24 protein-coding genes are annotated in these 25,840 nt (G+C 73.4%); 19 read left to right on the top strand and 5 right to left on the bottom strand.

The genetic code is table 11. The features are described from left to right. The 5 genes from ABD944_RS13260 to ABD944_RS13240 all read left to right on the top strand — a co-directional run bounded on the left by ABD944_RS13260 (position 1) and on the right by ABD944_RS13240 (position 4,198). Positions 1-192 carry a hypothetical protein gene (locus ABD944_RS13260; RefSeq protein WP_345175814.1) on the top strand — a complete coding sequence of 64 codons (192 nt, stop codon included), beginning with the start codon at positions 1-3 and terminating at the stop codon, positions 190-192. After that, positions 189-872: an ABC transporter ATP-binding protein gene (locus ABD944_RS13255; protein ID WP_345175812.1), complete on the top strand. Its 684-nt coding sequence runs from the start codon at positions 189-191 to the stop codon at positions 870-872. The genes ABD944_RS13260 and ABD944_RS13255 overlap by 4 nt, the downstream gene beginning before the upstream one ends. Next, positions 872-2,869, top strand: a complete 1,998-nt coding sequence (locus ABD944_RS13250; RefSeq protein WP_345175810.1) for an ABC transporter permease family protein — start codon at positions 872-874, stop codon at positions 2,867-2,869. Before ABD944_RS13255 ends, ABD944_RS13250 begins: the two co-directional genes overlap by 1 nt. Positions 2,870-3,045: 176 nt before the next feature. Beyond that, positions 3,046-3,252, top strand: a complete 207-nt coding sequence (locus ABD944_RS13245; RefSeq protein WP_345175807.1) for a hypothetical protein — start codon at positions 3,046-3,048, stop codon at positions 3,250-3,252. A gap of 145 nt (positions 3,253-3,397) precedes the next feature. Next, positions 3,398-4,198 carry a methyltransferase domain-containing protein gene (locus ABD944_RS13240; RefSeq protein ID WP_345175805.1) on the top strand — a complete coding sequence of 267 codons (801 nt, stop codon included), beginning with the start codon at positions 3,398-3,400 and terminating at the stop codon, positions 4,196-4,198. A 19-nt stretch (positions 4,199-4,217) separates the two neighbouring features. On the opposite strand, the gene ABD944_RS13235 is transcribed toward ABD944_RS13240, so the two are convergent. The 4 genes from ABD944_RS13235 to ABD944_RS13220 form a co-directional block, all read right to left on the bottom strand. Further along, on the bottom strand, positions 4,218-5,978 hold the full coding sequence (locus ABD944_RS13235; protein WP_345175803.1) for an acetolactate synthase large subunit: 1,761 nt from the start codon (positions 5,976-5,978) through the stop codon (positions 4,218-4,220). Positions 5,979-6,075: 97 nt separating this feature from the next. Further along, entirely contained in the window at positions 6,076-7,095 is a 1,020-nt protein-coding gene (locus ABD944_RS13230; protein ID WP_345175801.1) for an LLM class F420-dependent oxidoreductase, read from the bottom strand. 143 nt (positions 7,096-7,238) lie between these two features. Next, positions 7,239-7,439: a DUF397 domain-containing protein gene (locus ABD944_RS13225; protein ID WP_089309643.1), complete on the bottom strand. Its 201-nt coding sequence runs from the start codon at positions 7,437-7,439 to the stop codon at positions 7,239-7,241. After that, entirely contained in the window at positions 7,436-8,281 is an 846-nt protein-coding gene (locus ABD944_RS13220; protein WP_345175797.1) for a helix-turn-helix domain-containing protein, read from the bottom strand. Before ABD944_RS13220 ends, ABD944_RS13225 begins: the two co-directional genes overlap by 4 nt. 202 nt (positions 8,282-8,483) lie before the next feature. On the opposite strand from ABD944_RS13220, the gene ABD944_RS13215 reads away from it, so the two are divergent. Beyond that, a complete protein-coding gene (locus ABD944_RS13215) occupies positions 8,484-8,996 on the top strand; it encodes an ATP-binding protein (protein ID WP_345175795.1) in 513 nt (170 codons plus the stop codon). Here ABD944_RS13215 and ABD944_RS13210 read toward each other — a convergent pair. After that, entirely contained in the window at positions 8,993-9,619 is a 627-nt protein-coding gene (locus tag ABD944_RS13210) for a TetR/AcrR family transcriptional regulator (RefSeq protein ID WP_345175792.1), read from the bottom strand. The two genes, ABD944_RS13215 and ABD944_RS13210, sit on opposite strands and share 4 nt — an antisense overlap. Before the next feature lie 132 nt (positions 9,620-9,751). Here ABD944_RS13210 and ABD944_RS13205 point away from each other — a divergent pair, with 132 nt between their 5' ends. From ABD944_RS13205 to ABD944_RS13145, 13 genes are all read left to right on the top strand, one after another. Continuing rightward, the gene (locus ABD944_RS13205; protein WP_345175790.1) at positions 9,752-10,231 is read left to right on the top strand and encodes a hypothetical protein; all 480 of its coding nucleotides are present in this window, start codon (positions 9,752-9,754) and stop codon (positions 10,229-10,231) included. A 2-nt stretch (positions 10,232-10,233) separates the two neighbouring features. Next, positions 10,234-11,481, top strand: coding sequence for a precorrin-6y C5,15-methyltransferase (decarboxylating) subunit CbiE (gene cbiE, locus ABD944_RS13200; RefSeq protein ID WP_345175788.1), 1,248 nt, complete (start codon positions 10,234-10,236; stop codon positions 11,479-11,481). Further along, complete coding sequence (locus ABD944_RS13195; RefSeq protein WP_345175786.1) at positions 11,478-12,074, top strand: precorrin-8X methylmutase; 597 nt, start codon at positions 11,478-11,480, stop codon at positions 12,072-12,074. The genes cbiE and ABD944_RS13195 overlap by 4 nt, the downstream gene beginning before the upstream one ends. After that, complete coding sequence (gene cobC, locus ABD944_RS13190; protein WP_345175784.1) at positions 12,071-13,096, top strand: Rv2231c family histidinol phosphate aminotransferase CobC; 1,026 nt, start codon at positions 12,071-12,073, stop codon at positions 13,094-13,096. Before ABD944_RS13195 ends, cobC begins: the two co-directional genes overlap by 4 nt. A 17-nt stretch (positions 13,097-13,113) precedes the next feature. After that, positions 13,114-14,193 (top strand): nicotinate-nucleotide--dimethylbenzimidazole phosphoribosyltransferase, encoded by a 1,080-nt coding sequence (gene cobT, locus ABD944_RS13185; RefSeq protein ID WP_345175783.1) that lies wholly within the window; start codon positions 13,114-13,116, stop codon positions 14,191-14,193. A 127-nt stretch (positions 14,194-14,320) separates the two neighbouring features. Then, entirely contained in the window at positions 14,321-15,559 is a 1,239-nt protein-coding gene (gene cobA / locus ABD944_RS13180; RefSeq protein ID WP_345175782.1) for a uroporphyrinogen-III C-methyltransferase, read from the top strand. Continuing rightward, positions 15,556-17,553 (top strand): AAA family ATPase, encoded by a 1,998-nt coding sequence (locus ABD944_RS13175; protein WP_345175779.1) that lies wholly within the window; start codon positions 15,556-15,558, stop codon positions 17,551-17,553. The genes cobA and ABD944_RS13175 overlap by 4 nt, the downstream gene beginning before the upstream one ends. After that, positions 17,550-19,265 (top strand): GTPase family protein, encoded by a 1,716-nt coding sequence (locus ABD944_RS13170; RefSeq protein WP_345175777.1) that lies wholly within the window; start codon positions 17,550-17,552, stop codon positions 19,263-19,265. Before ABD944_RS13175 ends, ABD944_RS13170 begins: the two co-directional genes overlap by 4 nt. An 84-nt stretch (positions 19,266-19,349) precedes the next feature. Further along, positions 19,350-19,814: a single-stranded DNA-binding protein gene (locus ABD944_RS13165; protein WP_345175775.1), complete on the top strand. Its 465-nt coding sequence runs from the start codon at positions 19,350-19,352 to the stop codon at positions 19,812-19,814. Positions 19,815-20,905: 1,091 nt separating this feature from the next. Next, positions 20,906-22,195 carry a GGDEF domain-containing protein gene (locus tag ABD944_RS13160; RefSeq protein ID WP_345175773.1) on the top strand — a complete coding sequence of 430 codons (1,290 nt, stop codon included), beginning with the start codon at positions 20,906-20,908 and terminating at the stop codon, positions 22,193-22,195. A 47-nt stretch (positions 22,196-22,242) separates the two neighbouring features. Then, complete coding sequence (gene ettA / locus ABD944_RS13155; protein WP_345175770.1) at positions 22,243-23,907, top strand: energy-dependent translational throttle protein EttA; 1,665 nt, start codon at positions 22,243-22,245, stop codon at positions 23,905-23,907. Between the two features lie 700 nt (positions 23,908-24,607). Beyond that, a complete protein-coding gene (locus tag ABD944_RS13150; protein ID WP_089309629.1) occupies positions 24,608-25,039 on the top strand; it encodes an acyl-CoA thioesterase in 432 nt (143 codons plus the stop codon). Next, positions 25,036-25,629 (top strand): GNAT family N-acetyltransferase, encoded by a 594-nt coding sequence (locus ABD944_RS13145; RefSeq protein WP_345175766.1) that lies wholly within the window; start codon positions 25,036-25,038, stop codon positions 25,627-25,629. The genes ABD944_RS13150 and ABD944_RS13145 overlap by 4 nt, the downstream gene beginning before the upstream one ends. Positions 25,630-25,840 lie beyond the last annotated feature (211 nt).

Raw genomic sequence — 25,840 nt, 5'->3', positions numbered from 1 at the left:
ATGTACCTGATCTACGTTCCCCTCGCCGCCGTGTTCGCCGCGTTCGTGGTCTACGGCGGCGTCGTGATGCCCGCCATGGAGATCGCCGAGTCCGTCCGCGACCGCCGCCGCACCCGTCCGCCCGACAACGTCCTGGATCTGCGCCCGGCCGGCGGGCCGTCCGCGGCGGGAGAGCGGGAGGAGGCGGCGTGAGCGAGCCCGTCCTGTCCGGCCGCGGGCTGGTGAAGCGGTTCGGGACGGCCGTCGCGCTGGACGGCGTCGACCTGGCCGCGGGCCGCGCCGAGGCCGTCGCGATCATGGGCCCGTCCGGGTCGGGCAAGTCGACGCTGCTGCACTGCCTCGCCGGGATCCTGAAGCCGGACGCGGGGGAGGTGCACCTGCTCGGCCGGCGGATCGACACGCTCGGCGAGCGCCCCCGCAGCGCGCTGCGCCGGAGCCGGTTCGGCTTCGTGTTCCAGTTCGGGCAGCTGCTCCCCGAGCTGCCCGCGGTGGAGAACGTCGCGCTGCCGCTGATGCTGAACGGGACGCCGAGGCGGGAGGCGGTGCGGGCGGCGCGGGACTGGTTCGGGCCGCTCGGGCTGGACGGGCTGGAGCACCGGCGCCCGGGCGAGCTGTCGGGCGGCCAGGCGCAGCGCGTCGCGATCGCCCGCGCGCTCGTGCCCCTCCCGGCCGTCGTGTTCGCCGACGAGCCGACCGGCGCGCTCGACCAGGCGACCGGCCACGAGACCATGCGGCTGCTCGTGGACGCCACCAAGCACAACGGCGCGTCCCTGGTCGTCGTCACCCACGACCCTTCGGTCGCGGCCTGGTGCGACCGCGTCGTGGAGGTCCGCGACGGCCGCGTCCGGCCGCCCCTGGAGAGGACGGCCTGATGCGCACGGCGGTGGAACTCTCCTGGCGCCTGCTGCGGGGCGGCGGCCGGAACGACGTGCTGGGCTCGCTCCTGACCCTCGCCGCCGTGGCCGTCTCGACGGGGCTCCTGCTGTTCGCGGTGGGCGCCGACCACGCGTTCCTCCAGCGCGCGCACGCCGACGCCTGGCGGCATCCGGGGAGGCCGGCCGCGAACCCCTCCATGATCGAGGCGCTGTCGACCGACTACGTCCGAGGCAGGCCGATCACGGTCGTCGACCTGGCCGCGCTGGAGGGCGACCCTCCCGTCCCGCCCGGCATGCCCCGCTTCCCGGAGCCGGGCGAGGTGTGGACGTCGCCCGCTCTGGCCCGCCTGATGCGGGACCTGCCCGCCGACCGGCTCGCCCAGCGGTTCCCGTCCCGGGCGGGGACCCTCGGACGCGACGCGCTCGTCCATCCCGGAGAGCTCGTCGCGGTGGTCGGGCGCGCCCCGGACGATCCCGCCATGACCGCCCGCCGGGGCGCCGCCGACCACCTCGGGACGACCGGCGGCCCGTCGCGCGTCGACCGGTTCGCGACCGGCGCGTCCTGGTCGGCGGGCGTCTACCTGCTGCTGGCGGGCCTGGCGTCGGTGCTGATGGTCGTTCCGCTGCTGGTGTTCGGCGGCGCCGCGGCCCGGCTCACCGTGGCCCGCCGCGACGGCAGGCTCGCGGCGCTGCGGCTGGTCGGCGCCACCCCCGGCCAGGTCATCGCGATCACCGTGACCGAGGCCGTGCTGACGGCCGCCGCGGGCGCGGCGGCCGGGCTCGTGCTCTACGCGGCGGCGGTCCCGCCGCTCACCCGGGTCACGATCGCGGGCGGCGGCTGGTTCGCCGGTGAGCTGTGGCCGAGCCCGCCCGTCCTCGTGGGCCTGCTCCTGGCGGTGCCCGTGCTCGTCGGCGCCAGCGCCGTCGCCGGCCTGCGCCGCGTGGTCGTCAGCCCGCTCGGCGTCGCGCGCCGCGAGACCCCGCCCGGCATGCGGGCCGTCCGGATCGTCGCGCTGCTCGCCGTCGTGACCGCGTTCGGGGCGGTGGGCGGCGGCCTGGTCGACATGGGCCGGGCGGGCGTGATCGTCCTGATGGTCTTCCTCGTCCTGGCCTTCCTCGCGATCAACTTCGCGGGCCCGTGGGTGGTGGCGATCATCGGCCGCGTGGCGGTAGGGACGGCGCGCGGCCCGGCCCGGCTGCTGGCCGGGCGCCGCCTCGTGGACGACCCGCGCTCGGCCTGGCGGACGGTCGCCGGCGTCGCGCTGACCGGCTTCGTCGCCGGGTTCCTCGCCCTGCTGAACGCGCACCCGTCCGCCGGTGAGCCGCGGGACGAGCTGAGACTGGCCGTCCCGTACGAGCGGTCCGCCGCCGTCGCCGAACGGGCGGAGGGCAGGCTCGCCGGTCTCGACGCGGGAGTGTCGGTGCGCCGGATCGAGACCGGGAACGTCCCGCCCGCCCCCGGCGCCCGCGCCGCCGCGACCGGCGTCGTGACGGTCACCGTCCGCGGCGGGCCCGCCGCGGTCGACCGGGCCCGCACGGCGCTGACCGGGCTCGTCCCGGGCAGGGTCGCCACGACGCCGGCCGACGACGAGGTGACCGGCGACTTCCTGGTGGCCGACCTGCGCACCGGCGCGCTGGTCGTCCTCGCCGTCTCGTTCCTGGTGGGGATCACCAGCGCGGGGATCACCGGGGCGTCCGCCGTCCTGGACCGCAGGCGGACGTACGCGATGCTGCGCCTGGCGGGCACGCCCCTGTCCGTCCTGGACCGGGCGCGCCGCCAGGAGACGCTGATCCCGCTCGCCGTGATGGGCGGCGGCTCGCTGCTGACCGGCATCCTCTTCGGGCTGCCGTTCGCCCAGGGGGTCGGGCTCTCCGGCCTGGCCGGGCTCGCGGGGTTCGTCGTCCTCGGCTTCGGCGGCGTCCTCGGCGCGAGCGCGCTGAGCCGTCCGCTGTTGCGCTCCGTGACCGCCGTCCCTTCCCCGCGCCCCGACTAGATCGAATAAGGGTTCGAGAATGTCAGACCCTCCGCGTAGCGTTGACCTTGTGATTCGGAAGACATCGGGAACAGATGTCGAACCAGATCGCTTTCAACGACGTACCTAGGGGTATGTGACAGACGGTGGCGCTCGCACAGGCGCGGCCCCACCGGGCGAAGGAAGGGGCGTTGGCAGTGAGCGCAGCGACCGGCACGTTCCATCTCACCCAGCCGCGGCTTGACGGGCCCGCCGAGCGGACCGTCGTGGAGCCGTGGCTCACCGAGCTCTCCCATGCGACGCTGAACGGCTACGCCGAGACCGCGCCCCCGCTCGCGGCGGTCGAGGCCCTGCCGATGCGTCCGCAGCCCCTGCCCGTCCGCCGCGTCGCCGTGGCGGCGTGACGCACACCCACCCGGAAAGGGATCGGGGCCGATGCCCCGATCCCTTTTCTCATGCCTCCATGTCTCGCATGTTGATACACATTTCTCAAATTCTGAGAAGCGGTCGTACGGTGGAGGGACGCCGGACACAGAGAGGTGATCCCCTATGACCGCGAAGGCGACCTACACCCATGGCCACCACGAGAGCGTCCTGAGCGCGCACCAGTGGCGCACGGTCGAGAACTCCGCCGCCTACCTGATCGAGCACCTGAGCCCCGGGCTGTCGGTCCTGGACGTCGGCTGCGGGCCGGGCACCATCACCGCGGGGATCGCCGAACGCGTCGCGCCGGGCCGCGTGGTCGCCGCCGACTCGGCCGAGACCGTGCTGGACGAGGCCCGCAGGAACACCGCCTCGCTGGACAACGTCGAGTTCGCGGTGGCCGACGTCCACGGCCTGGAGCATCCCGACGGCACGTTCGACGTCGTCCACGCGCACCAGGTCCTGCAGCACGTCGGCGATCCCGTCCAGGCGCTGCGGGAGATGCGCCGGGTGGCGAGGCCCGGGGGGATCGTCGCCGTGCGCGAGGCCGACTTCGGCACCATGGCCTGGTACCCGGACCCGCCGGGCATGGACGCCTGGCTGCCGATCTACTACAAGGTCGCGCGCGGCAACGGCGGCGAGCCCGACGCCGGCCGCCGCCTCGTCTCCTGGGCGCGCGCCGCCGGATTCACCGACGTCACCGCGTCCGCGTCGGCCTGGTGCTACGCCACCCCGCAGGAGCGCGAATGGTGGAGCGAGTCCTGGGGCGGCCGCCTGGTCAGGTCGTCCGTCGCCGAGCACGCCGTCGCCGGAGGCCACGCCACCCGCGCCGAGCTCCAGCGCGTCTACGAGGGCTGGAAGGCGTGGGCGGCGGCCGAGGACGGCTGGTACTCCGTCACCCACGGCGAGATCGTCTGCCGCGCCTGAGCGGCCGCGCCGCGCGGCGTCAGAACGGGCCGGTGAGGTCGCCGAGCTTGTCGGTCAGCGCCAGGTTGTGGGAGTAGTCGACCGGGACGGCGATGACGGAGACCGCGTCCTCGGCGAGGGCCTTGCGCAGCGTGGGCAGCAGCTCGGCGGCCGACTCGACGCGGTAGCCGCGGGCGCCGAAGCTCTCGGCGTACCGGACGAAGTCGGGGTTGCCGAACCTGATGTTGGAGCTGCGCCCGAGGTCGAGGTCCATCTTCCACTCGATCAGCCCGTAGGCGGAGTCGTCCCAGATCAGGACGGTGATGGGGATGTTCTCGCGGACGGCCGTCTCCAGCTCCTGGGAGTTCATCAGGAACGCGCCGTCCCCCGTCGCCGCCAGGACCCTGCGGTCCGGGTGCGCGAGCTTGGCGGCGATCGCGCCGGGGACGGAGAAGCCCATCGAGGACAGGCCGTTGGAGACCAGCAGCGTGTTCGGCTCGTAGGTCGGATACATGCGGGCCATCCACATCTTCACCGCGCCGGTGTCGGCCAGGACGATGTCGCCGCGGCGCATCGCGGCGCGGACGTCGGCGACGATGCGCCGGGGGGAGAGCGGGTAGCCGTCCTCGGTCGCGCCCTCGGCCAGCTCCTCCTGGAGCATCCGGCGGATCTTCTGGCCTGTCGAGCGGAGCTCGTCCGTTGAATGGTGGTGGGCGGGGGCTGGAGGACGGTCTGTCGAGCGGAGCTCGTCCGCTGGATGGTGGTGGGCGGGGGCTGGAGGACGGTCTGTCGCGTTCACGTCGAAGCGGCGGTGGACCGAGTCGGCGAGGGCGCGCAGCGACCGGGACACGTCCCCCTGGATGCCGACCTCGACCGGGTAGTGGTCGTCCACCTCGGCGGGCGACTGGTGGATGTGGATGATCTTCTTGTCCGCGTTCGGGTTGACCTTGACGGGGTCGAACTCCTGCAGCTCGTAGCCGACGGCGATCAGCACGTCCGCCTCGTCGAAGCCGAAGTTGACGTGGTCGTGGCGCATGAATCCGACCGCGCCGAGGGCGTTGCGGTGGTCGTCGGGGAAGACGCCCTTGCCGTTGAAGGTGGTGGCGACCGGCAGGCCGAGGCGCTCGGAGAAGTACACGAGGGCGTCGCTCGCGCGGGCCCGGGTGGCGCCGTGGCCCGCCAGCACGATCGGCTGCCGCGCGAGCGCGATCACGTCGGCGGCGCGGGCGATCTGGGCCGCGGACGGCTCCTGCGGGCGCACGACGTTCACCGGCAGCGGCCCGAGGTCGGCGGAGACCTCGGCCGACTCGACGTCCTCCGGGATCGCCAGGTAGACGGCGCCGGGGCGCTCGGTCTGCGCCGTCTTGAACGCCTTGCGCACCATCTCGGGCAGCGCCTCCGCCCGCGGGGCCAGCTCCGACCACTTGGTGATCGGGCGGAACAGGGACACCAGGTCGACGATCTGGTGCGACTCCTTGTAGATTCGGTCCAGTCCGACCTGGGCGGAGATCGCGACGACGGGCGTGCTGTTGGTGGTGGCGTCCGCGACGCCGAGCTGGAGGTTGATCGCTCCCGGGCCGAGCGTGGCGGAGGCCACGCCCGCCTTCCCGGTGAGGCGGCCGTAGATCTCCGCCATGAACGCGGCGCCCTGCTCGTGCCGGACGAGGACGTAGCGGATCGGCGAGTCGTTCAGCGCGTCGACGAAATGGATGTTCTCCTCACCCGGGATGCCGAAGACGTACTCGACGCCCTCCGCCTCCAGGGTCCTGACGAGAAGCCGGGCGGCGTCCTGCGTGGACATCGTGTGTCCCATCTCCAGTCTGCGTCTTTCCTGGGTGCCTACCGTGCAGCACCCGGGTCCCTACCTCCATTCCGCGCGATGATGTGTCGTCGGTCTCTCAGGAGTCGGCCATCTCCTTGACGGCGCGCAGCGTCGGCTCGTCCCTCACCCCGGCGATCAGCAGGGTGGTGACCGGGCTGTCGCGCCACAGCCGCAGCCTCTCCTTGATCCGCCCGAGCGGGCCGAGGAGCGAGATCGCGTCGGCCAGCGCGTCCGGGACGGCCTTGATCGCCTCGTCCCGGCGGCCGCTCAGGAACAGCTCCTGGACGCGTGCCGCCTCCTCCGCGTAGCCGAGCCGGCCGATCAGGTCGAGGTGGAAGTTGCGGTCCTTGGCGCCCATCCCGCCGATGTAGAAGGCGAGCGGGATCTTGGCGAACTCCAGCGCGGACGCCAGGTCGTCGGTGACGATCGTGGTGACGGTCGCGGCGATCTCGAAGCCCTCCGGGCGCCCGGCCAGCGACCCGCCGAAGACGGGCTCGATCTGCTCGGGGTCGACGAACAGCGGCAGCCAGCCCTGCGCGACCTCGGCCGACAGCGCGACGTTCTTCGGGCCCTCCGCGCCCAGGTAGACGGGGATCTCCGGGCGCACGGGGTGGGCGATCGACTTCAGCGGCTTGCCGAGGCCCGACCCGCCGGGGTACGGCAGCGGGTAGTGCGGGCCCTCGCTGGTCACCGGCTCCTCGCGGCGCCACACCTGCCGGACGATGTCGAGGTACTCGCGGGTGCGGGCGAGCGGCTTCGGGAACGGCTGGCCGTACCAGCCCTCCACGACCTGGGGGCCGGACGCGCCGAGGCCGAGGATCACGCGCCCGCCCGACAGCGCGTCCAGGGTGAGCGCGTGCATCGCGGTGGCCGCGGGGGTCCGCGCCGACATCTGGACGACGGCCGTGCCCAGCTTGATCCGGGACGTGCGGGCGCCGTACCAGGCCAGCGTGGTGAACGCGTCCGAGCCGTACGCCTCGGCCGTGAACACCGAGTCGTAGCCGCAGCGCTCGGCGGCCAGGACCGTCTCGGTCTGGTCGTCGGGGTCGCGCTGCCAGTAGCCGACGTTGATGCCGAGCTTGAGTTCCGCGGTCACGTTGCACCCTCCGGTAGTCGACGCACCGGCGATACTAGAACACGTTCTATTTTCTCGGAAGGGGCGCCGGGGAGGGCGCGGGACCGGGGGAGGTACGGCGACGGGGCCGCGGCGAACCTCGCCGCGGCCCCGTCGACCGGTCGCTAGCTCTCCTTGATCCCGTCCAGCAGGCCCCGCCAGGCGGCCGGCGTCAGCACCAGGGCCGGCCCGGAGGGGTCTTTCGAGTCGCGCACCGCGCGCAGGTCGCTGGACAGGGCCGCCATCTCGACGCACTGGTCTCCGCTTCCGCTGCGGGACGACTTGCGCCAGACGGCCAGGGTGAGTTCGCGCTGGAGGTGGGTCACAGGCTGCTCCTTGCTGCCTTGGCTATGAGGTGCGCGGACTCCTCGGGGGACAGGGCTCGCTTCGCGATGCGTTCGAAGCGATCCCTATGTTTTGCTATTTCCTCGGCGCTCTCGAGGTAAACGTCGCCCATAGTGCCCTCGACGTAGGCGATATCGGGGTCTGCCGGGTCCGGATACGACAATATGGTGAAACGTCCGTCCAAGCCCGCATGCGCCGCTGCTGTGTAGGGGAGTACCTGGATGGTCACGGATGGGCGGATCTCCGCGGCGGTGGCGAGGACGTTCAGCTGGGCCCGCATCACCTCCTCGCCGCCGATCGGGCGGTGCAGCACCGCCTCATCGAAGATCACCTCCAGGCGCGGCGCGTCGGCGCGGTCCAGCAGCGCCTGGCGGATCTTGCGGGCGGCGATGCGGCGCTCGATCTCCTCGTCCGAGGGCAGCAGCCGGCCCGCGGTGATCACCGCGCGGGAGTAGTCCTCGGTCTGCAGCAGGCCGTGCACGAGCTGCGGGTCCCAGGTGCGGATGTGGGAGGCCTCGTCCTCCAGCGCGACATAGCTGCCGGCGAAGACGTCCTGGTAGGCGGTCCACCAGCCGCGCTGCCCGGCCTGCCGGGCCAGGGTGATGAGCGCGTCGCGGTCCGGGCTCGGCACGCCGTAGAGGTCGAGGATGTCGGCGATGTCGCCGGGTTTGGGGCGGGTCTGGCTGGTTTCCAGGCGGGAGACGGTGGCTCTCGACCAGTCGAGCCGGTCCGCCACTTCCTGCAGTGTCAGGCCCTGCTCCTCGCGCAGCTTGCGGAGCTCCCTGGCGAGTCGTCGGCCACGGACGGTGGGGCGGTAGGTCATGGGAGTGGAGTCTTTATCACTCCCGGCGCCCGTCACAACGCGATTGACGAACCCGGCAGGAAGGTCAGAGCAATTCCGGGAAGGGTGTTGCGTTTGTGAGAATCTCAGGAGACTCTTGGATCCGTGATCGGTCGTCAACCGAGAGTGACGACCGGTCGCCCCGCCCGCCCTTCGCATTCGCACCAGTACCGCGGGAGGAACCGTGAAGACCACGCCAGCCGATCTGACGGCGGAGACCATGGCCCACGCCATGGCGGGCCGCGACCCGGCCCGGCGCGACGGCGTGCCCGGCTGGGTGTGGGCCCTGCCGGGCGGCCCCGGAGGCGCCGGGTACGCCCGCCGCGTCCTGCGCGACGCCCTCGCCTCCCTCGGCGTCCCGCCCACCGGGGCGGACGACGCCCGGCTCATGGTGAGCGAGCTGGCCACCAACGCCCACCAGCACGCCGGCGAGCACGGCCCGCACGAGCTGTGGCTCTACATGGGCGACGGGACGGCGGGCGAACTGCGGTGCGCCGTCTTCGACACCTACGGCGACGTCGGCCTGCCCGGGTACTCCTGGACGTCCGGCGACTGCGGGCGCGGGCTCAGCATCGTCCACGAGCTGTCCCTCGGACGCTGGGGCCTGCGGCGGACCCTCTCCCGCCTCGGGCCGCCCGTCCGCGGCAAGGCCGTCTGGTTCGCCGTCCCGGGGACCGTCGAGACGCCTCGCGGCTAGCCCGCGCCGGCCCGCGGCCGGTCCTCCCGGGGCTTCTCCAGGGCGGGGCCGATGTCGCTGACCAGCGCGAGCAGCGACCGGGTGAGCAGCGTGCGCACCTGGTCGCGGTCGAGGGTCTTCTCCTGGAGCCACTGGCGCGTCGCCGCGTCCGCGAGCCCGGAGTAGGCGCGCAGCACGGCCCGCAGCGTCTCGGTCGGCTCGGCCACGCGCAGCACGGCCAACATGTGCTCGACCGTCTCGTCCCGGAACCGGTTGACGATGCGCAGGAGTTCGGGGTCCTGCCCGAACCCCTCGGCGTCGAGCGCGGCGAACCACGTGGTCGCGTTGCGCTCGGCGGTGTCGAGGAACAGGTTGACGAGCAGGTCGACCGCCTCGGGCAGCGCCAGCCGCTCGTCCGGCGGCGGGGCCTGCATCGCGGCCGAGGCCGTCAGCCCCTGGACGACCTTGAGGAACAGCTCCCGCTTCGTCCCGAAGTAGTAGTGGATCAGGCCGCGCTGCACGCCGGTCTCCCGCGCGATCGCGGCCGTGGACACCTCGGCGTACGGCAGCTCGGTGAACATCCGCCGCGCGACGTCCAGGATCTGGGCGCGCCGCTCGTCCGGGGACAGGCGCTGGTAGCTCACCGCGACAGCCTATTCTGTGGGCGGCCGGCGCCGTACGGCCGCGACCGATCCGCCGCTCGTCGGCGTGCCGTGGCGCCGCGCCGGCGGCGCCTCCGGGAGGCTCGTCGCCGACGACCAGGAGGGACGGCACAGGTGACCGCTGCGGAGAAGACGCTCGTGATGTACGGGGACGGCGCGCGGGAGGCCGCGCGCCGGATGCTGCCGAACCTGCCCGACGGGTGCTTCGGCCCGATCGCCGCCGACCGGCTGCGGGAGGCGGTCGAGGACGGGCTCGCACAGGTCGTCCTGGTCGCCCGCATGGAGGACCAGGCCGCCTTCCTCGGCGGCGCCGCGGGCCTGCTGGAATCGATCACGCTGGACATGGACTGCGGTCCCGCCCTGGCGGGCCGGGTGGCGCAGGCCCCGGCCGTCCGGGACGTCTACGGGCTGTGGGACGCCGCGGGCAAGCTCGGCCCCTGCGGGCGCGAGCTGTGCCGCAGGACGGCCGGGGGCCTCGAACGCCTCGCCGCCGAGGCGTCGGGGGCCGCGGCCAGCCCGGTCGCGGCCCAGGTGGTGCTCCTGGACGCGGCGGGGGAGCGCATGGTCGGCATGTACGGGCGGATGGCCCGATAGCGATGCTGACGGTCGTCGGCCGCGACGGAACGCCCCTCTCGGAAGAGGCCAAGGCGGCCCTGGAAAGTGCCACGCTGGTCATAGGAGCCCCAGCTCACCTGGACGGGCTGCCCATGGCGACGGACGCGCGCACGGTCGCCACCACGGAATTCGCCGAGGCACTGGAAGGCGTCGATGTCTCCAAGGAGGACGTCGTCCTCGTCGTGAACGGCGACCCCGGCTACTTCGGAGTCGTCCGCGAACTACTCGAACAGGGCCACGCGCCAGAGACGTTCCCCGCGACGACCCTGGTGGCGCGTGCTTTCGCCCAAGCAGGACTGCCCTGGGACGACGCTCTGGTCGTCTCCGCCAAGGACGGGCACCTGAGACAGGCCGTCAACGCATGCCGCGCCCACCCGAAAGTGGCCGTCCTGACGGAGCCGGGGGCAGGACCGTCCGAACTGGCGCGGGCGCTGTTCCCCGTCACGCCGCGCTCGTTCGTGGTCTGCGAAGACCTGGGCGGGCCCAAGGAGCGGATCGTCTACGTCCGCCCAGCGGAGGCGACCACCCGCCCATGGAACGACCCCGAGGTCGTGCTCGTCCTGGACAACCGCCACGCGCTGGGAGAAGCGAGCTGGGTGTCCGGGCCCGTGCCCGCCCCCGCCGGATGGGCGCTCCCGGCGGAGGCCTTCGGCGACGGACCCGGCCCGCGCCCCGAGGTGCGCGCCTTCGTCCTGGCCAAGCTCGGCCCGAGGGTGGGCGACATGGTGTGGGACGTGGAGTCCGGCGACGGCTCGGTCGGCATCGAGTGCGCCCGCTTCGGCGCCGCCGTCGTCGCCGTCGACCGCGACCACTCCGCGTGCGCCCGGGTGCGGGAGAACGTCCGCCTGCACGGGGTCAAGGTCGCGATGGCGTCGGGCGACGTCCGGTCCAGCGCCGAGCACCTTCCGCGGCCCGACGCCGTCTTCCTCGGCCGCGGCGGGCCGGAGGCCGTACGGGTCTGCGCGGGGCTCCGGCCGTCCCGGATCGTCGTGCTCGCCACGGCCGGCGAGGCTCAGGCCATACTGGACGAACTGGGCGGGCAGGGCTTCGCCGCCGACGCCGTCCGGCTCCAGGCCGCCCCGCTGACCCCGCGGGGCGAGGCCCCGGAGCCAGTGATCGTCGTCTGGGGCGAGCGCGACGCCCGCACCCCCGCGGAGCGGCCGTCCCGGACGGGCCGCCCCGTCGAGACCATCCCCGCGTTGCCCGGAGTTGTGGAGGAGCGCAGTTGACCGTCCGCCGGCCCCACCCGATCGAGGTGCGCTCGTATGAGGTCCTCCGGTCCCGCGTCGACCTGTCCCCGATGCCGCCGCTGTGGCGGGCGGTGGCCGAGCGGGTCATCCACGCCACCGCCGACCTGGAGTACGCGGTGGACCTGGTGACCACCGAGGAGTCCCTCGCCCAGGGCTGGGCCGCGCTGCGCGCCGGGGCGCCGATCGTCACCGACGAGGGCATGGCCGCCGCCGGGATCAGCGCCCGCGAGGCGGTCTGCCACGCCGCCGACCCGGCCGCCGCCCGGATGGCCCGCGCCGCCGGCATCACCCGGTCGGCCGCGGCCGTCCGGCTGTCGTACTCGGAGGTGGGGCCGGGGGCGGTCTGGGTGGTCGGCTCCGCGCCCGAGGCCGTCTTCGAGATCATCGCCCGCCGGGTGAGCCCCGCCCTGGTGATCGGGATGCCGGTCGGCTTCGTCGGCGCCTGCGAGGCCAAGGAGGCCCTGCGCGCGAGCGGGCTGCCGCAGCTCAGCAACGTCTCGGAGAAGGGCGGGTCGGCGGTCGCGGCCGCCGCCGTCAACGCGCTGCTCTACCACGAGGCGGAGCGGCCGTGACCGGGCCCGCCGAGATCGACCTGCGCCACCACGGCGACACCGAGGTCGGCGACGGCCTCGCCGACTTCGCCGTGAACGTCCGCACCGGCACGCCCCCCGCGTGGCTGGCCGAGCGGATCCGCGCGTCCGTCGACGACCTCGCCGCCTACCCCGACCCCCGCCCGGCCCGCAAGGCGGTCGCCGCACGGCACGGCAGGTCCGTCGAGGAGGTGCTGCTCACCGCCGGGGCCGCGGAGGCGTTCGTGCTGCTCGCGCGGGTGCTCGCCCCGCGCCGCGCCGTGGTGGTGCACCCCCAGTTCACCGAGCCGGAGGCGGCGCTGCGGGCCGCCGGGCACGAGGTGGAGCGGGTGATCCTGGAGGGCGACTTCACCCTCGGCCCGCGGGCGGTCCCGGACGGCGCCGACCTCGTCGTGATCGGCAATCCGACCAACCCGACCTCGGTCCTGCACCCGGCCGCCGCGCTCGCCGCCCTGGCCGCCCCCGGACGGACGGTCGTGGTCGACGAGGCGTTCATGGACTGCGTCCCGGGGGAACCGGAGAGCCTCGCCGCCCGGCTGCCCCCCGGAGTGGTGGTGATCCGCTCCCTGACCAAGACGTGGGGGCTCGCGGGGCTGCGCGCCGGGTACGTCCTGGCCGACCCCCACCTGATCGGACGGCTGGCGGAGGCGCAGCCGCTGTGGGCGGTGTCCACGCCCGCGCTCGCCGCCGTCGAGGCGTGCTCCACCCCCGATGCCGTCGCCGAGGGCGAGGCGTGGGCCGTCGAGCTCGCCGCCGAACGCGACCGGCTGGCCGCGGAGCTGTCGGCACGGGGCCTGTACGTCGTGCCGGAAGCGCGCGCGTCGTTCGTGTGCGTCCGCCTGCCGGACGCCCTGGGCATCAGGGCCCTGCTCAGGCAGCGCGGCTACGCCGTCAGGCGCGGAGACACCTTCCCAGGGCTCGGCCCAGACTGGCTGCGGATCGCCGTGCGCGACCGTCCGTCCAACGACCGGCTCCTGGACGTGCTCGGCGAGCTGGGCATCTGACCCCCCGAAAGGACACCATGAACCTGATCGAGGAGACCGTCGCCTCCATCGCCCCCCTGGACGAGACGGCCGTACGGGACGCCCGAGACCTGCAGGCCCGGCTCACCAAGCCGCCCGGGTCCCTCGGCGTCCTGGAGGAGGTGTCGGTCCGCCTCGCCGGGCTCGCCGGGCAGTGCCCGCCGCCCCTGCCCGAGCCCGCCGCCGTCGCCGTGTTCGCCGCCGACCACGGCGTCCACGCCCAGGGCGTCACCCCGTGGCCGCAGGAGGTCACGGCGCAGATGGTGGCCAACTTCCTGGCGGGCGGCGCCGTCGTCAACGCGTTCGCCGCCCAGGTCGGCGCAGCCGTCACGGTCGTCGACATCGGCGTCGCCGCCGAGCTGGAGGAGGCCCCCGGCCTGCTCCAGCGCAAGATCGCGCCGGGCACCGCCGACATGACGGCCGGGCCCGCGATGACCGCCGGGCAGGCCCGGCGCGCCGTCGAGACGGGGATCGAGATCGCCCGTGACCTCCACGGGCAGGGCGCCCGGTGCCTGCTCACCGGCGACATGGGGATCGCCAACACCACCGCGTCCGCCGCGCTGATCGCCGCGTTCACCGGCCTGCCGCCCGAGCGGGTCACCGGCCGGGGGACCGGCATCGACGACGCCACCCACGCCCACAAGGTCGAGGTGGTGCGCGCCGCCCTCGACCGGCACGGCCTGCGGGAAGGGCACGGCCGGCCGCCGATGGAGGTGCTCGCGGCGGTCGGCGGGCTGGAGCACGCGGCGATCGCCGGGTTCGTCCTCGGCGCGGCGGCCCTGCGCGTCCCCGTCGTCCTCGACGGCGTGATCGCCGGAGCGGCCGCCCTGGCCGCCGCCGCGCTGTGCCCGGACGCCCTCGGCGCGTGCGTCGCCGGGCACCGCTCCGCCGAGCCCGGCCACGGCGCCGCCGTGGAGTTCCTCGGCCTGCGGCCACTGGTCGACCTGGAGCTGCGGCTCGGCGAGGGGACCGGCGCCCTCCTGGCGCTGCCACTGGTCCAGGGCGCGGCGCGGGTCCTGCGCGAGGTCGCCACGTTCGACTCCGCCGGGGTGAGCGAGAAGGGCGCCGGGCGGCCGTAACGACGCGATCACGGAAGAAGTCACGCTCGGCTATCGAACGGGCGAGGCCCCTCTCCACGGACTCCCCGAGCCGAGTACCTTTGTTCCACAAAGAGAGCGTCCGCCACCCGCGTCCGAGAGATCCACCGTGCCCCCGTACCTGCTAGGCCTGCGACTCGGCGGGCGACGCGTCCTCGTCGTCGGCGGAGGGCGGGTCGCCCAGCGCCGCGTGCCCGCCCTGCTGGACGCGGGCGCCGAGGTGGTCCTCGTGTCCCCCTCGGTCACCGCCACCCTGGAGGGCCTCGCCGAGCGCGGCCGGATCACCTGGCACCGGCGGGGCTACCGGCGCGGCGACTGCGCGGGCGCCTGGCTGGTGCAGGCCGTCACCGACGACGCCAAGGTCAACGGCGACGTGGTGGCGGAGGCCGACGCCGCGCGCATCTGGTCCGTCCGAGCCGACGACGCCGAGTCCTCCCCTGCCTGGACGCCCGCCAGCGGGCACGCGGGCGACGCCACCGTCGGGGTGCTGCTCGGCGGCGACCCGCGCCGCGCCGCCGGCATCCGCGACGCGGTGGTGGAGGGCCTGCGCGACGGCGCCCTGGAGTCCCGGCACTCCCGGAGCAAGCCCGCCGGCGTCGCGCTCGTCGGCGGCGGCCCGGGCGACCCGGGCCTGATCACCGTGCGCGGGCGGCAGCTGCTCGCCATGGCCGACGTCGTCGTCGCCGACCGCCTCGCCCCCGGCGGGCTGCTCGACGAGCTCGCCGCCGACGTCGAGGTCATCGACGCCGCCAAGATCCCCTACGGCCGGACGGTCACCCAGGACCGCATCAACGAGTCCCTGGTCGAGCACGCGCGGCGGGGCCGCTTCGTCGTCCGGCTCAAGGGCGGCGACCCGTTCGTGTTCGGGCGCGGCGGCGAGGAGGCCCTGTACTGCGCCCGCCACGGCGTCCCCGTCACGGTCGTCCCCGGCATCACCAGCGCGGTCGCCGTTCCGTCGGCCGCGGGCATCCCGGTCACCCACCGGGGCGTCGCGCAGGAGTTCCACGTCGTCTCCGCGCACGTCCCTCCCGGGCACCCCGACTCGACCGTCGACTGGGAGGCGCTGGCCCGCGCGAACGGCACGATCGTCCTGCTCATGGCGGTGGAGCGGATGGCGCTCATCGCGGCGGCCCTCATGCGCTATGGTCGGTCGTCCGGAACGCCGGTGGCCGTGGTGCAGGACGGCACCCTTCCCGGCCAGCGGGCGCTGACGGCGACGCTGGGCACGGTGGCCGACGAGATGGCCGCCGGAGATGTCCGGCCCCCGGCGATCGTGGTCGTGGGCGACGTGGTCAACGTGGCACGAGAGATCGACATGATTCGAGCGGACTTGGGACGGGATCCGTGACACCCCCCGCAGAGCAGAGCACGGTCCACGACGAGGAGGCCGGCGCCGGCTCGGGCCGGGCCGGCGAGCCCGCCCCCGACGAGGCCGCGGCGTCCGGCGAGACCACGGGCGGCGAGGACGCGTCCGGGAAGGACCCGGAAGGCCCCGGCGCGGCGGCCGGGAAGCAGACCTCCGAGAAGGGCGCTGCCGACGACGACGCGGCGCCCGAAGGCGAGGCCGCCGACGACGAGGCCCGAAGCGGCGAGAAGGCCGAGGCCAGGCCCAGGCGCGGACGGCGCCGCGCCCCCAAGGCCGGGGCGACCGTCAACCGCGCCGAGCTGGTCCGCGCCCTGACCGCGCTGCGCGAACAGCTCGGCGCGTTCGACCTCCTGCTGGACGTCCCCGGCGTCGAACAGGCCCGCGAGGCCCGCGACGAACTGCGCGCCCAGCTCGTCGACTACGTCCTGCCGCGCGTCCAGGCGTCCGGCGCCCCCATGCTCGTGGTGCTCGGCGGCTCCACCGGCGCGGGCAAGTCCACCCTGGTCAACACGCTCGTCGGCGCCCGCGTCAGCGCGACCGGCGTGCTGCGCCCCACCACCAGCAGCCCGATCCTCGTCTGCCACCCCGACCACGTCCGGTGGTTCATGGAGGGGCCGATGCTGCCCGGCATGGGACGGGTCCGCGGCCCCGCGCCCGACGCCATCGCGGGCGACCAGCTGGTCATCATCGCCAGCGACGTCCTGCCGCCCGGCCTCGCCCTCCTCGACAGCCCCGACTTCGACTCCGTCTTCGAAGACCACTACGAGTTCGCGACCAAGCTGATGGCCGCCGCCGACCTGTGGCTGTGCGTCACCACCGCCGCCCGCTACGCCGACGCCCAGGTCTGGCAGATGCTCCAGCGCGCCAAGGAGAACGGCGCCACGATCGGCGTCGTGCTGTCGCGCGTCCCGCAGGGCGCGGGCGCCGGCGGCGGCGAGATCGTCGAGCACTTCGCCGAGATGCTGGACGAGCACGAGGTCGGCGACGCGCGCCGCTTCACCATCCCCGAGACCCGGATCGAGGAGAGCCGCCTCCCCGAGGAGACCGTCGAGGACATCCGCGACTGGCTGACCGGCGTCGCCGAGGACGCCGAGGACCGCGAGATCGTCGTCAGCGACACCCTCGCCGCCGTCCTGGACAGCTTCCGCACCCGCGTCCCCGAGCTCGCCCGGCAGGTCGAGGCGCAGGTCGAGCGGCGCACCGAGCTGGCCAGGGAGGTCGAGGCCGGGTACGGCACCGCCCTCGCCGAACTGGACGAGGCCACCCGCAACGGCTCGCTGCTGCGCGGCGAGGTGCTGGCCCGCTGGCAGGACTTCGCCGGCACCGGCGACCTGCTGCGCGCCCTGCACGTCCAGCGATCCCGGCGCGGCCGCGCCGCCAGCCGCCGCCACCGCAGCCCGGCCCGCGTCCGCGCCCTCAAGGCGGCGCTGCGCAGCGGCCTCGAATCGCTCATCATGGCGTCCGCCGAGCACGGCGCGGAGCAGGTCATGGCCCGCTGGCGCGAGCACCCGGCGGGCGCCCAGGTGCTCGCCGGCGCCGACGCCGGCCTCGGGCACGTCTCCCCGGAGCTGTCGCGGCGCGTCACCCGGGCCGTCAGCGCCTGGCAGGACCACGTCCAGGAGCTGATCCGCACCCAGGGCGTCACCAAGCGCTCCGTCGCGAAGCTGGTCTCGTTCGACACCGAGGCGGTCTCGCTCGTCCTGACGATCGGCCTGCTCGGGTACGGGACGTCCGACGTGGCCGTGGAGGGCGGCAACAGCGCCGTCCCGCAGCGGCTGCTGAAGGCCCTGTTCGGCGCCGAGTCCCTGCGCGGCATGGGCGCCAAGGCCCGCGCCGACCTGCGCAGCCGCATCGGGATGCTGTTCGACGAGGAGGCCATCCGCTTCGGGCAGGTGCTCGACTCCGCCGGCATCCCCGACGAGACCGTCCCCGTCCAGCTGTACCAGGCCACCTACAACCTCGAGGTTGCCCGATGACCACCTCGGCCATCCCCGCGAACTCCACGGCGGGAACCGGCGAGACCCCGCTCCCCGGCATGCCCGAAGCCGCTCCCCCCGCCGAGCCCGCCGGCCCGCCCGGACTCGTCGAGCGCCTCGACGGGCTCGACCGGCTCGTCCAGGCCGGCCTCGGACGGCTCGACCAGCCCGTCCTGGACGACGCCGGAGCGCTGCTGCGGCGCGCCGGCCAGCGGCTGCGGCTGTCGGGCGACCACACCGTCGTCACCCTCGCGGGCGGCACGGGCAGCGGCAAGTCCTCCCTGTTCAACGCCATCTGCGGGCTCGAACTGTCGCCCACCGGGATGCGCCGCCCGATGACGTCGAAGGCCCACGCGTGCGTCTGGGGGCTGGACGGCGCGGGCCCCCTCCTCGACTGGCTCGACGTCGACAAGCGCCACCGCTACGCCCGCGCCAGCGCCCTCGACCTGGAGCGCGCCGAAGCCACCCTGCAGGGCCTCGTCCTGATCGACCTGCCCGACCACGACTCGATCCAGGCGATGCACCGCGCCGAGGTCGACCGGTTCGTCACCATCGCCGACCTGCTGGTCTGGGTCGTCGACCCGCAGAAGTACGCCGACGCCGCCCTGCACCGCAACTACATCGTCCCGTTCGCCCGGCATGCCGGCGTCACCCTGATCGTCCTCAACCAGGTCGACCGGCTCGCCCCCCACGAGATCGACGACTGCGTCGCCGACCTGCGCCGCCTGCTGGAGGCCGAGGGGCTCGCCGACCCGCGGATCGTCACCACCTCCGCGGTCGCCGAGGACGGCGTGCACGGCTTCCGCGACACCCTCGTCGAGACCGTCGCCGCCCGCCGCGCCCGCACCGAGCGGCTGACGGCCGACGTCGACCGCGCCGCCGAGCGGTTCACCGCCTACCGCTTCGACGCCGAACCGCCCGTCACGGTCGACGACGGCCGCAAGGCCGAGCTCCTGCAGTCCCTCACCGACGCCGCGGGCGCGCCCGCCGTCGCCGAGGCCATGGAGAGCGCCTACGAGCTGCGCGCCGCCGACTTCATCGGCTGGCCCGTCACCGCCATGGTCACCCGGCTGCGCTCGGACCCGCTGCGCCGGATGCGCCTCACCGAGCTCCGCGAGGAACTGCGCAACGCCTTCACCGGGCCGATCGGCGCCCAGCAGGGCGACGTGGACAACGCCCTCCAGAACGTCGCCGAGGGCGTCACCGCCGAGCTTCCGCCGCACTGGGGCCGCTCCGTCCGCGCCGCGGCCCGCTCCCACGCCGCCGAGATCCCCGAGGCGCTCGGCGAGTCCCTCAAGGAGGCCCTGCCCACGTTCAACGTGGTGCCGCGCTGGTGGTGGCTGGTCAAGACCTGGCAGTACTTCCTCGTCCTGGTCGCCGCCCTCAGCGTCGTGTGGATCGGCTTCCTCGTCGCCTACGGCCTGCTCGACCTCGGCGGCGACGACCCGGACGGCCTCATCGGCCAGGCGGGCCTGATCCCCTACGTCGCCATCCTGGTCGTCTGCACGCTCGGCATGGGCTGGCTCACCGCGTCCGCGTGCCGCAACATGGTCGCGCTGTCGTCCGCCAGGCACGGCGAGAAGATGGAGCAGCACATGCGCCAGGGCATCGAGCGCGTCGCCCGCGAGAAGGTGATCGTCCCCATCGAGGAGGACCTGGAGGTCTACGCCCGCTTCCGCCGGGACGTCGACGTCGCCCTCGGCCGCGGCTGAGTTATCCACAGTTCCGCGACCGCGGGCGCCGCCCTGCGCGTCTGAGCCACCGTTGTCCTCGTACGCGAGACAACGGAGGACGCGATGAACGAGGCGCACGTCACCATCACCGGCTGGGTAGCGGCCGAGCCCCGCTACGCCGTGACGGCCAACGGCCACCCCTTCCTGTCGCTGCGGGTGGGCTGCACGCCCCGCCGCTTCGACCGGCAGACCGGCCAATGGCAGGACGACGATTCCCTGTACGTCACGGTGAACTGCTGGCGCGGCCTGGCCGACAACGTCAACGCGTCCGACCTCCAGCGCGGCACGCCGGTCCTGGTCACCGGCCGCCTGCGCATCCGCCAGTACGAACGCGACGACCAGTGGCGCTTCTCCGCCGAGGTCGAGGCCACCACCCTGGGCCCCGACCTGACCCGCGGCACCGTCGACTATCGCCCCGCCCAACGCACCGGCCCCCTGACCGACGAAGACCGCCAACTGGCCCGCGACACCGCCGACCAATGGGCCCTGACCACCCCCACAGAAGAAGACGAACCCAAAGCCGCCTAACCCCACCCACCGAGAGAACCCACCCGCCCCACTCGGCCCCCCCGAACACCGCCCGGCTGCCACAGAAGCGGCGACGCGCGGTTCGGCCTGGCTCGGTCCCATGCGCGCTCCCACCCGTCGCACGACGCAGCCAAAGAAGGGCACGCGCCAGCGCGGGACCCTCGACCGGCTCTCTCCAGGGCGCCCTAGGGCAGCGACGAGCGACCCACGCTCCGCGCTACCTGTCCCACGGCGTGACCAAGGGATGCATGCGTGGTGGAGCGGCTCGGCCGGGGGTGCTCGGGGCAAGTGGGTGCCGCTGGTGGGGCGGCGTGCGTGGTGGGGCTGGTTTCGCCGCGGGCGCCACCTGGCGTAAGGCGTGAGCAGGGGATGTGGCGTGGTGGAGCGGCTCGGCCGGGTGTGCTCGGGGCAAGTAGGCGCCGGTGGTGGGGCGGCGTGCGTGGTCGGGCTGGTTTCGCCGCGGGCGCCGCCTGGCGTAAGGCGTGAGCAGAGGAAATATGCGGTGCTGAAGCGGTCGATGGGGCTGGGTGACGCTGGGCGAGGAGCTGGCGCGGAGGTGCGCTGGTTGGTCTGGCTTGGCTGGTGGGTGCTCTCGCCTGTCGTGCGGCGTGGCCAAGGGTGTGTGCGTGGTGGAGCGGCTTGGCCGGGGGTGTTCGGGGCGAGTGGGCGCCGCTGGTGGGGTGTGGCTTTGGTGTGGGGTGGTGGGTTTTTGGCTCCTTGCTCCCGCTGTTTTGGGGTGGCTGGGTGGCGGCCAGGTGCGGCCAGTGCTCGGGGCGGCCCGGCTGGGGCCGGGCGGGAGCCGGGTGTGGGAGTTGGAGGTGAGGCGAAAGTGTTCGGTGGGGGGATGTGGGCCGTGGGAGCGGTGAGCGCGCGCCCCCGGCGTTTTGGGTGGCTGCTTGCTGGTCAGATCCAGGAAACGCCGCGCATGGTGGTCCCCCTCAGGATGGTCGGGCTCCGCGGATCAGCGGGCCCGGATACCGGTGATCAGAACGGTCACCCGCATGTGCGTTCCCGAACGTACCTGTTTCACGCCCGTTCCGCACACGTTGCAACTATCGTGTTACACAACGTGATGCGCGTAAGGGGGAAGGATGACGGCAGTGCAGTCGTCCGCCGAGGACCGTGGTGGGGAGCTGGTCCGCAGGCCGAGGCGCAGGGCGCGACTTGGGCGTCGGTCCCTGCTCGCGGTCTACGTGCCGGTGGTCGTCGCCGTCCACCTGGGGCTGATCGTCGCGGGGCTGGTCGAGACCCCGTTCCGGGGCGACGATCTGATGACCTTCGGGGCGCTGCTGGCGTGCGGCGCCGTGTGCATCGAGGCGACGCGGAGGCTGGGGATGCCGGCGGGGGTCGCGCGCGACCTGCTGTCGGCCTGGTGGCTGCCGGTCGCGCTGCTGCTGCCGCCGGTGTACGCGCTGCTGGTCCCGGTGCCGATGCAGGCGCTGCTGCAGTTCCGCGTCCGGCGGACGCTGATCTACCGGCGGGCGGTCGTCGCCGCCGCGCTCGGGATCGCCGGGGCGTGCGCGTCGGTGGTGTTCCACCGGGTGGTGGCCGACCCGCTGCAGGGGGCGCCGCAGTGGGTCGTCGAGAGCTACCCGGGCATCCCGGCGGCCGTCGGCTGCGCGGCGCTGTTCACGGTGGTGAACGCGGCGATCGTCGCGGTCGCCGCGCATGCCGCCGATCCCGAGAGCCGGTGGCGGGACGTCCTGTGGACGCGCGAGAGCCTCCTGCTCGACACGGTGGAGCTCTGCGTCGGCATCCTGGTGGCGATCACGAGCGCCCTGTCGCTGGGCCTGCTCCTGCTGGCCCTTCCGCCGGTGATGCTCCTGCAGCGCAGCCTGATGCACCAGCAGCTCCAGGCGGCCGCGCGCACCGACGCCAAGACGGGCCTGCTCAACGCCGCCGCGTGGCAGCGCGAGGCCGACACCGAGCTCTCCCGGGCCCAGCGCACCCACGACGCCGTCGCGCTCCTCCTGATCGACATCGACCATTTCAAGCGCGTCAACGACACCCACGGCCACCTGGTCGGCGACCAGGTGCTGGTGGGGGTGGCGAGCACCCTGTGCCACCAGCTGCGCGACTACGACGTGGTGGGCCGCTTCGGGGGCGAGGAGTTCGTCGTCCTGCTGCCGGGCGCCGACACCGTGGAGGCCTGCCGCGTCGCCGAACGCCTCCGCGGCCGGGTGCGCCGCCTCGCCGTCCCGGCCGAGGAGGGCACCGTCACCGTCACCGTCTCCGTGGGGGTGTCGCTGTTCCGCACCCACGGCCAGGACCTCCTGGAACTCATGACGGCGGCCGACCTGGCGCTCTACCGGGCGAAGTCCTCGGGGCGCGACCGGGTGTGCCTTCCCGCGCTGGAAGGCCCCAGGCCGTCCGGCAACTGAGGCGGCAACGCGAAAAACAGGTTCCAGGACCCCCTAGTCTTGACGATATGGCCGAGTACATCTACACGATGCAGCGTGTGCGCAAGGCACATGGCGACAAGGTCGTCCTTGACGACGTCACCCTGCATTTCCTTCCGGGTGCGAAGATCGGGGTCCTGGGGCCCAACGGCACCGGCAAGTCGACGCTGCTGCGCATGATGGCCGGTCTGGAACAGCCCTCGAACGGCGACGCGCGCCTCATGCCCGGTTTCAGCGTGGGAATGCTGCAGCAGGAGCCGCCCCTGAACGAGGAGAAGGACGTCCTCGGGAACGTCCAGGAGGGCGTCGCCGAGACCAAGGCGATGCTCGACCGGTTCAACGAGATCGCCGAGCTGATGGCGACGGACTACTCCGACGCGCTGATGGAGGAGATGGGCAAGCTGCAGGAGCAGCTCGACCATCGCAACGCCTGGGACCTCGACAGCCAGCTCGACCAGGCGATGGACGCGCTGCGCTGCCCGCCCGGCGACGCCGAGGTGTCGAAGCTGTCGGGTGGCGAGCGCCGGCGCGTCGCGCTGTGCAAGCTGCTGCTGGAGGCGCCCGACCTGCTGCTGCTGGACGAGCCCACCAACCACCTGGACGCCGAGAGCGTCCAGTGGCTGGAGCAGTTCCTCGCCAAGTACGAGGGCACCGTCCTGGCCGTCACGCACGACCGGTACTTCCTCGACAACGTGGCGACCTGGATCCTGGAGCTCGACCGCGGCCGCTGCTACCCCTACGAGGGCAACTACTCCGTCTACCTGGAGAAGAAGGCCGAGCGGCTCAAGGTCGAGGGCAACAAGGACGCCAAGCGCAAGAAGCGCCTCCAGGACGAGCTGGAGTGGGTGCGCTCGAACCCCAAGGCCCGCCAGACCAAGAGCAAGGCCCGCCTTGAGCGGTACGAGGAGATGGCCGCCGAGGCCGACAAGTACCGCAAGCTCGACTTCGAGGAGATCCAGATCCCGCCGGGCCCGCGCCTGGGCAACACGGTGATCGTCGCCGACAAGCTGAACAAGGGCTTCGACGACCGGCTCCTGATGGACGGCCTGACGTTCAACCTGCCCCCGAACGGCATCGTCGGCGTCATCGGCCCGAACGGCGTCGGCAAGACCACGCTCTTCCGCATGATCGTCGGGGAGGAGCACCCGGACGCCGGCGACCTGCGGGTCGGCGAGACCGTCAAGATCTCCTACGTCGACCAGGGCCGCGGCGGCATCGACCCGAAGAAGACGGTGTGGGAGGTCGTCTCGGACGGCCTGGACCACATCAACGTCGGCCAGGTCGAGATGCCGTCCCGCGCGTACGTCGCGGCGTTCGGGTTCAAGGGCCCCGACCAGCAGAAGCCCTCCGGCGTCCTGTCCGGCGGCGAGCGCAACCGCCTCAACCTGGCGCTGACGCTCAAGCAGGGCGGCAACGTCCTGCTGCTGGACGAGCCGACCAACGACCTCGACACCGAGACCCTGTCCAGCCTGGAGAACGCCCTCCTGGAGTTCCCCGGGTGCGCTGTGATCACCTCGCACGACCGGTGGTTCCTCGACCGCATCGCCACGCACATCCTCGCGTGGGAGGAGGGCTCGAACTGGTTCTGGTTCGAGGGCAACTTCGCCGACTACGAGAAGAACAAGATCGAGCGGCTGGGCGCCGACGCCGCCCGCCCGCACCGGGTCACCCACCGCAAGCTGAAGCGCGACTGACCCACGCCTCCCCGAACGGCCGCGCGATCACCGATCGCGCGGCCGTCCGCGTCCTCAGCAGTACGTGTTCCCGGCCGCCCCTGTTCCCTGGCGTTCGCCTGCCAAGGCGGTAAAGCCGGAGGCGAGCGGAGCCGGGCAGATCGCGAAGCGATGCCCGCGTTCGCCCAGGCCCGGTCACGGAGCGAGCCGCCAGGCGAGCGAAGTGAGACGGGACTTCGAAACACGGCCTAGGCCCCGGTCGCCGGTCGTTTCCGGGGGCGTCGCGCCGTCTCCGGTCACTGCGTGCCGGTTGCCGGTCGTCACCGGGATGCGGTTCCGTGCCGGGTGCAGAATGCCGGTTGCTGGTCGTCACCGGGGTTTGGTCGTGCTGGACGCCGGTCTTTGGTCGCCGAGTGCCAGGTGCTGGGCGTTGCCGGGATGTGGTTGTGCTGGTTGTGACAGGTGGCTGGTTGATTTAGGTGTGCCCGCGGCCGCTTCATGTGGGATCTGGGTTTGTTCTGCGACTCGTCGGGCGGCATGGGCTGCGGTGAGGTGGCGGGTGGTGAGGGCGGCGGGTGGAGGTTGGAGGATCTCCCCGCGGCGATGAGGCGCGTGGTTCCGGACTGGTGGTTCGACCTGGAGCGACCCTGCCTTGTCAGGGACCTCGGCCGCGCCCGGTAGCATCGGGCCGACCCCCGGTTTCCCGTACCCAGGCGAGGACATGCAGCAGTTGCCCGCGGCCGAGTACCGCCACGTCTACGAGTTCAAGATCCGGTTCGGTGACATCGACTCCCAGGGACACGTGAACAACGTCAAGTTCCTCGGCTACCTGGAGGACGCGCGGCTGGAGATGTTCCACGGCGACCCGGTGCGCAAGGGGGAGCCGCCCGTGCGCGGCATGGTGATCTCCCGGCACGAGATCGACTACCGGTATCCGCTGCTCCCGACCGTCTACCCGATCCGGGTGGAGACGTGGGTGACCGAGGCCCGCGCCGCGTCGTTCAAGCTGGCCTACGAGGTGCGGGACGACGACCACGTGTACGCGGAGGCGACCTCGACGCTCGTCGCGTTCGATGTGGAGGCGAACCGCCTGCGCCGCTTCACCCCGGAGGAACGCGAGTTCATCGGGCGGTACGTGGTGCCCCGCGCATGACGGCGCTCGCCGGCCCCCCGCCCGCGCTCGACGGACGTCGGGTGGGGGTGCGCCTGCGCGCCGTCCAGATCGCGGACGCGGAGGCGCTCGCGGCGCTGTACCGGGAGAACCGCGCCTACCTGCGTCCCTGGGAGCCGGAGCGGGGGGAGGCGTACTTCACCGTCGACGGCCAGCGCGACAACCTGCGCGACCTGGTCGAGGCGTACGCGGCGGGGGAGATGTGGCCGGGCGTCATCCTCGTCGACGGCGAGGTCGCCGGGCGCATCACGCTCAACAACATCCTGCGCGGCCCTCTCCAGAGCTGTTTCGTCGGCTACTGGGTGGCGCGCGCGCACGCCGGCAGGGGCGTCGCCACCGAGGCCGTCAGGCAGGCACTGGACGTCGCGTTCGGCGCGCTCCGCCTGCACCGCGTCGAGGCGTTCACGAGAGTCGACAACGTCGCTTCTCAGCGGGTGCTCGAACGCAACGGGTTCACGCCCGTGGGGACGGCCCGCCGCCACATCCACCTGGACGGGCGCTGGCACGACGAGCGGCTCTTCGAACGCCTGGCCCCGTGGGACGACGGCTTCGCCCTCGCCCCTCCCACCTGATCCTCCGCTCGGCCCCATCCCTGCACGCCCCGGCGGACGTTTCGTCGGCACCCGCGTGCCCGTCAGGCTTGCCGATGCCTCGCGCTCGGTCGAAGGGTCGGCCCTCCGCAGGTCGTCTGCCCGGGGCGAGCTGATCTCCGCTCCCCGTTGGTCGCCGTTCCGGACGTGATCGCTGCTCACCGTGCGGCCCCGCGTTCTTCCAGCGTGAACG

It is taken from the genome of Actinomadura verrucosospora, from assembly GCF_039540335.1.
GTDB classification, from domain to species: Bacteria; Actinomycetota; Actinomycetes; order Streptosporangiales; family Streptosporangiaceae; genus Spirillospora; species Spirillospora verrucosospora.
This window is presented reverse-complemented; position numbering and strand designations above follow the sequence as displayed.

Coding starts and splice junctions, on each gene's coding strand:
- ABD944_RS13260 (WP_345175814.1), top strand. CDS start 1: ATGTACCTGATCTACGTTCCCCTCGCCGCCGTGTTCGCCGCGTTCGTG.
- ABD944_RS13250 (WP_345175810.1), top strand. CDS start 872: ATGCGCACGGCGGTGGAACTCTCCTGGCGCCTGCTGCGGGGCGGCGGC.
- ABD944_RS13240 (WP_345175805.1), top strand. CDS start 3,398: ATGACCGCGAAGGCGACCTACACCCATGGCCACCACGAGAGCGTCCTG.
- ABD944_RS13235 (WP_345175803.1), bottom strand. CDS start 5,978: ATGTCCACGCAGGACGCCGCCCGGCTTCTCGTCAGGACCCTGGAGGCG.
- ABD944_RS13220 (WP_345175797.1), bottom strand. CDS start 8,281: ATGACCTACCGCCCCACCGTCCGTGGCCGACGACTCGCCAGGGAGCTC.
- cbiE (WP_345175788.1), top strand. CDS start 10,234: ATGCTGACGGTCGTCGGCCGCGACGGAACGCCCCTCTCGGAAGAGGCC.
- cobT (WP_345175783.1), top strand. CDS start 13,114: ATGAACCTGATCGAGGAGACCGTCGCCTCCATCGCCCCCCTGGACGAG.
- ABD944_RS13170 (WP_345175777.1), top strand. CDS start 17,550: ATGACCACCTCGGCCATCCCCGCGAACTCCACGGCGGGAACCGGCGAG.
- ABD944_RS13165 (WP_345175775.1), top strand. CDS start 19,350: ATGAACGAGGCGCACGTCACCATCACCGGCTGGGTAGCGGCCGAGCCC.
- ABD944_RS13160 (WP_345175773.1), top strand. CDS start 20,906: ATGACGGCAGTGCAGTCGTCCGCCGAGGACCGTGGTGGGGAGCTGGTC.
- ettA (WP_345175770.1), top strand. CDS start 22,243: ATGGCCGAGTACATCTACACGATGCAGCGTGTGCGCAAGGCACATGGC.
- ABD944_RS13150 (WP_089309629.1), top strand. CDS start 24,608: ATGCAGCAGTTGCCCGCGGCCGAGTACCGCCACGTCTACGAGTTCAAG.
- ABD944_RS13145 (WP_345175766.1), top strand. CDS start 25,036: ATGACGGCGCTCGCCGGCCCCCCGCCCGCGCTCGACGGACGTCGGGTG.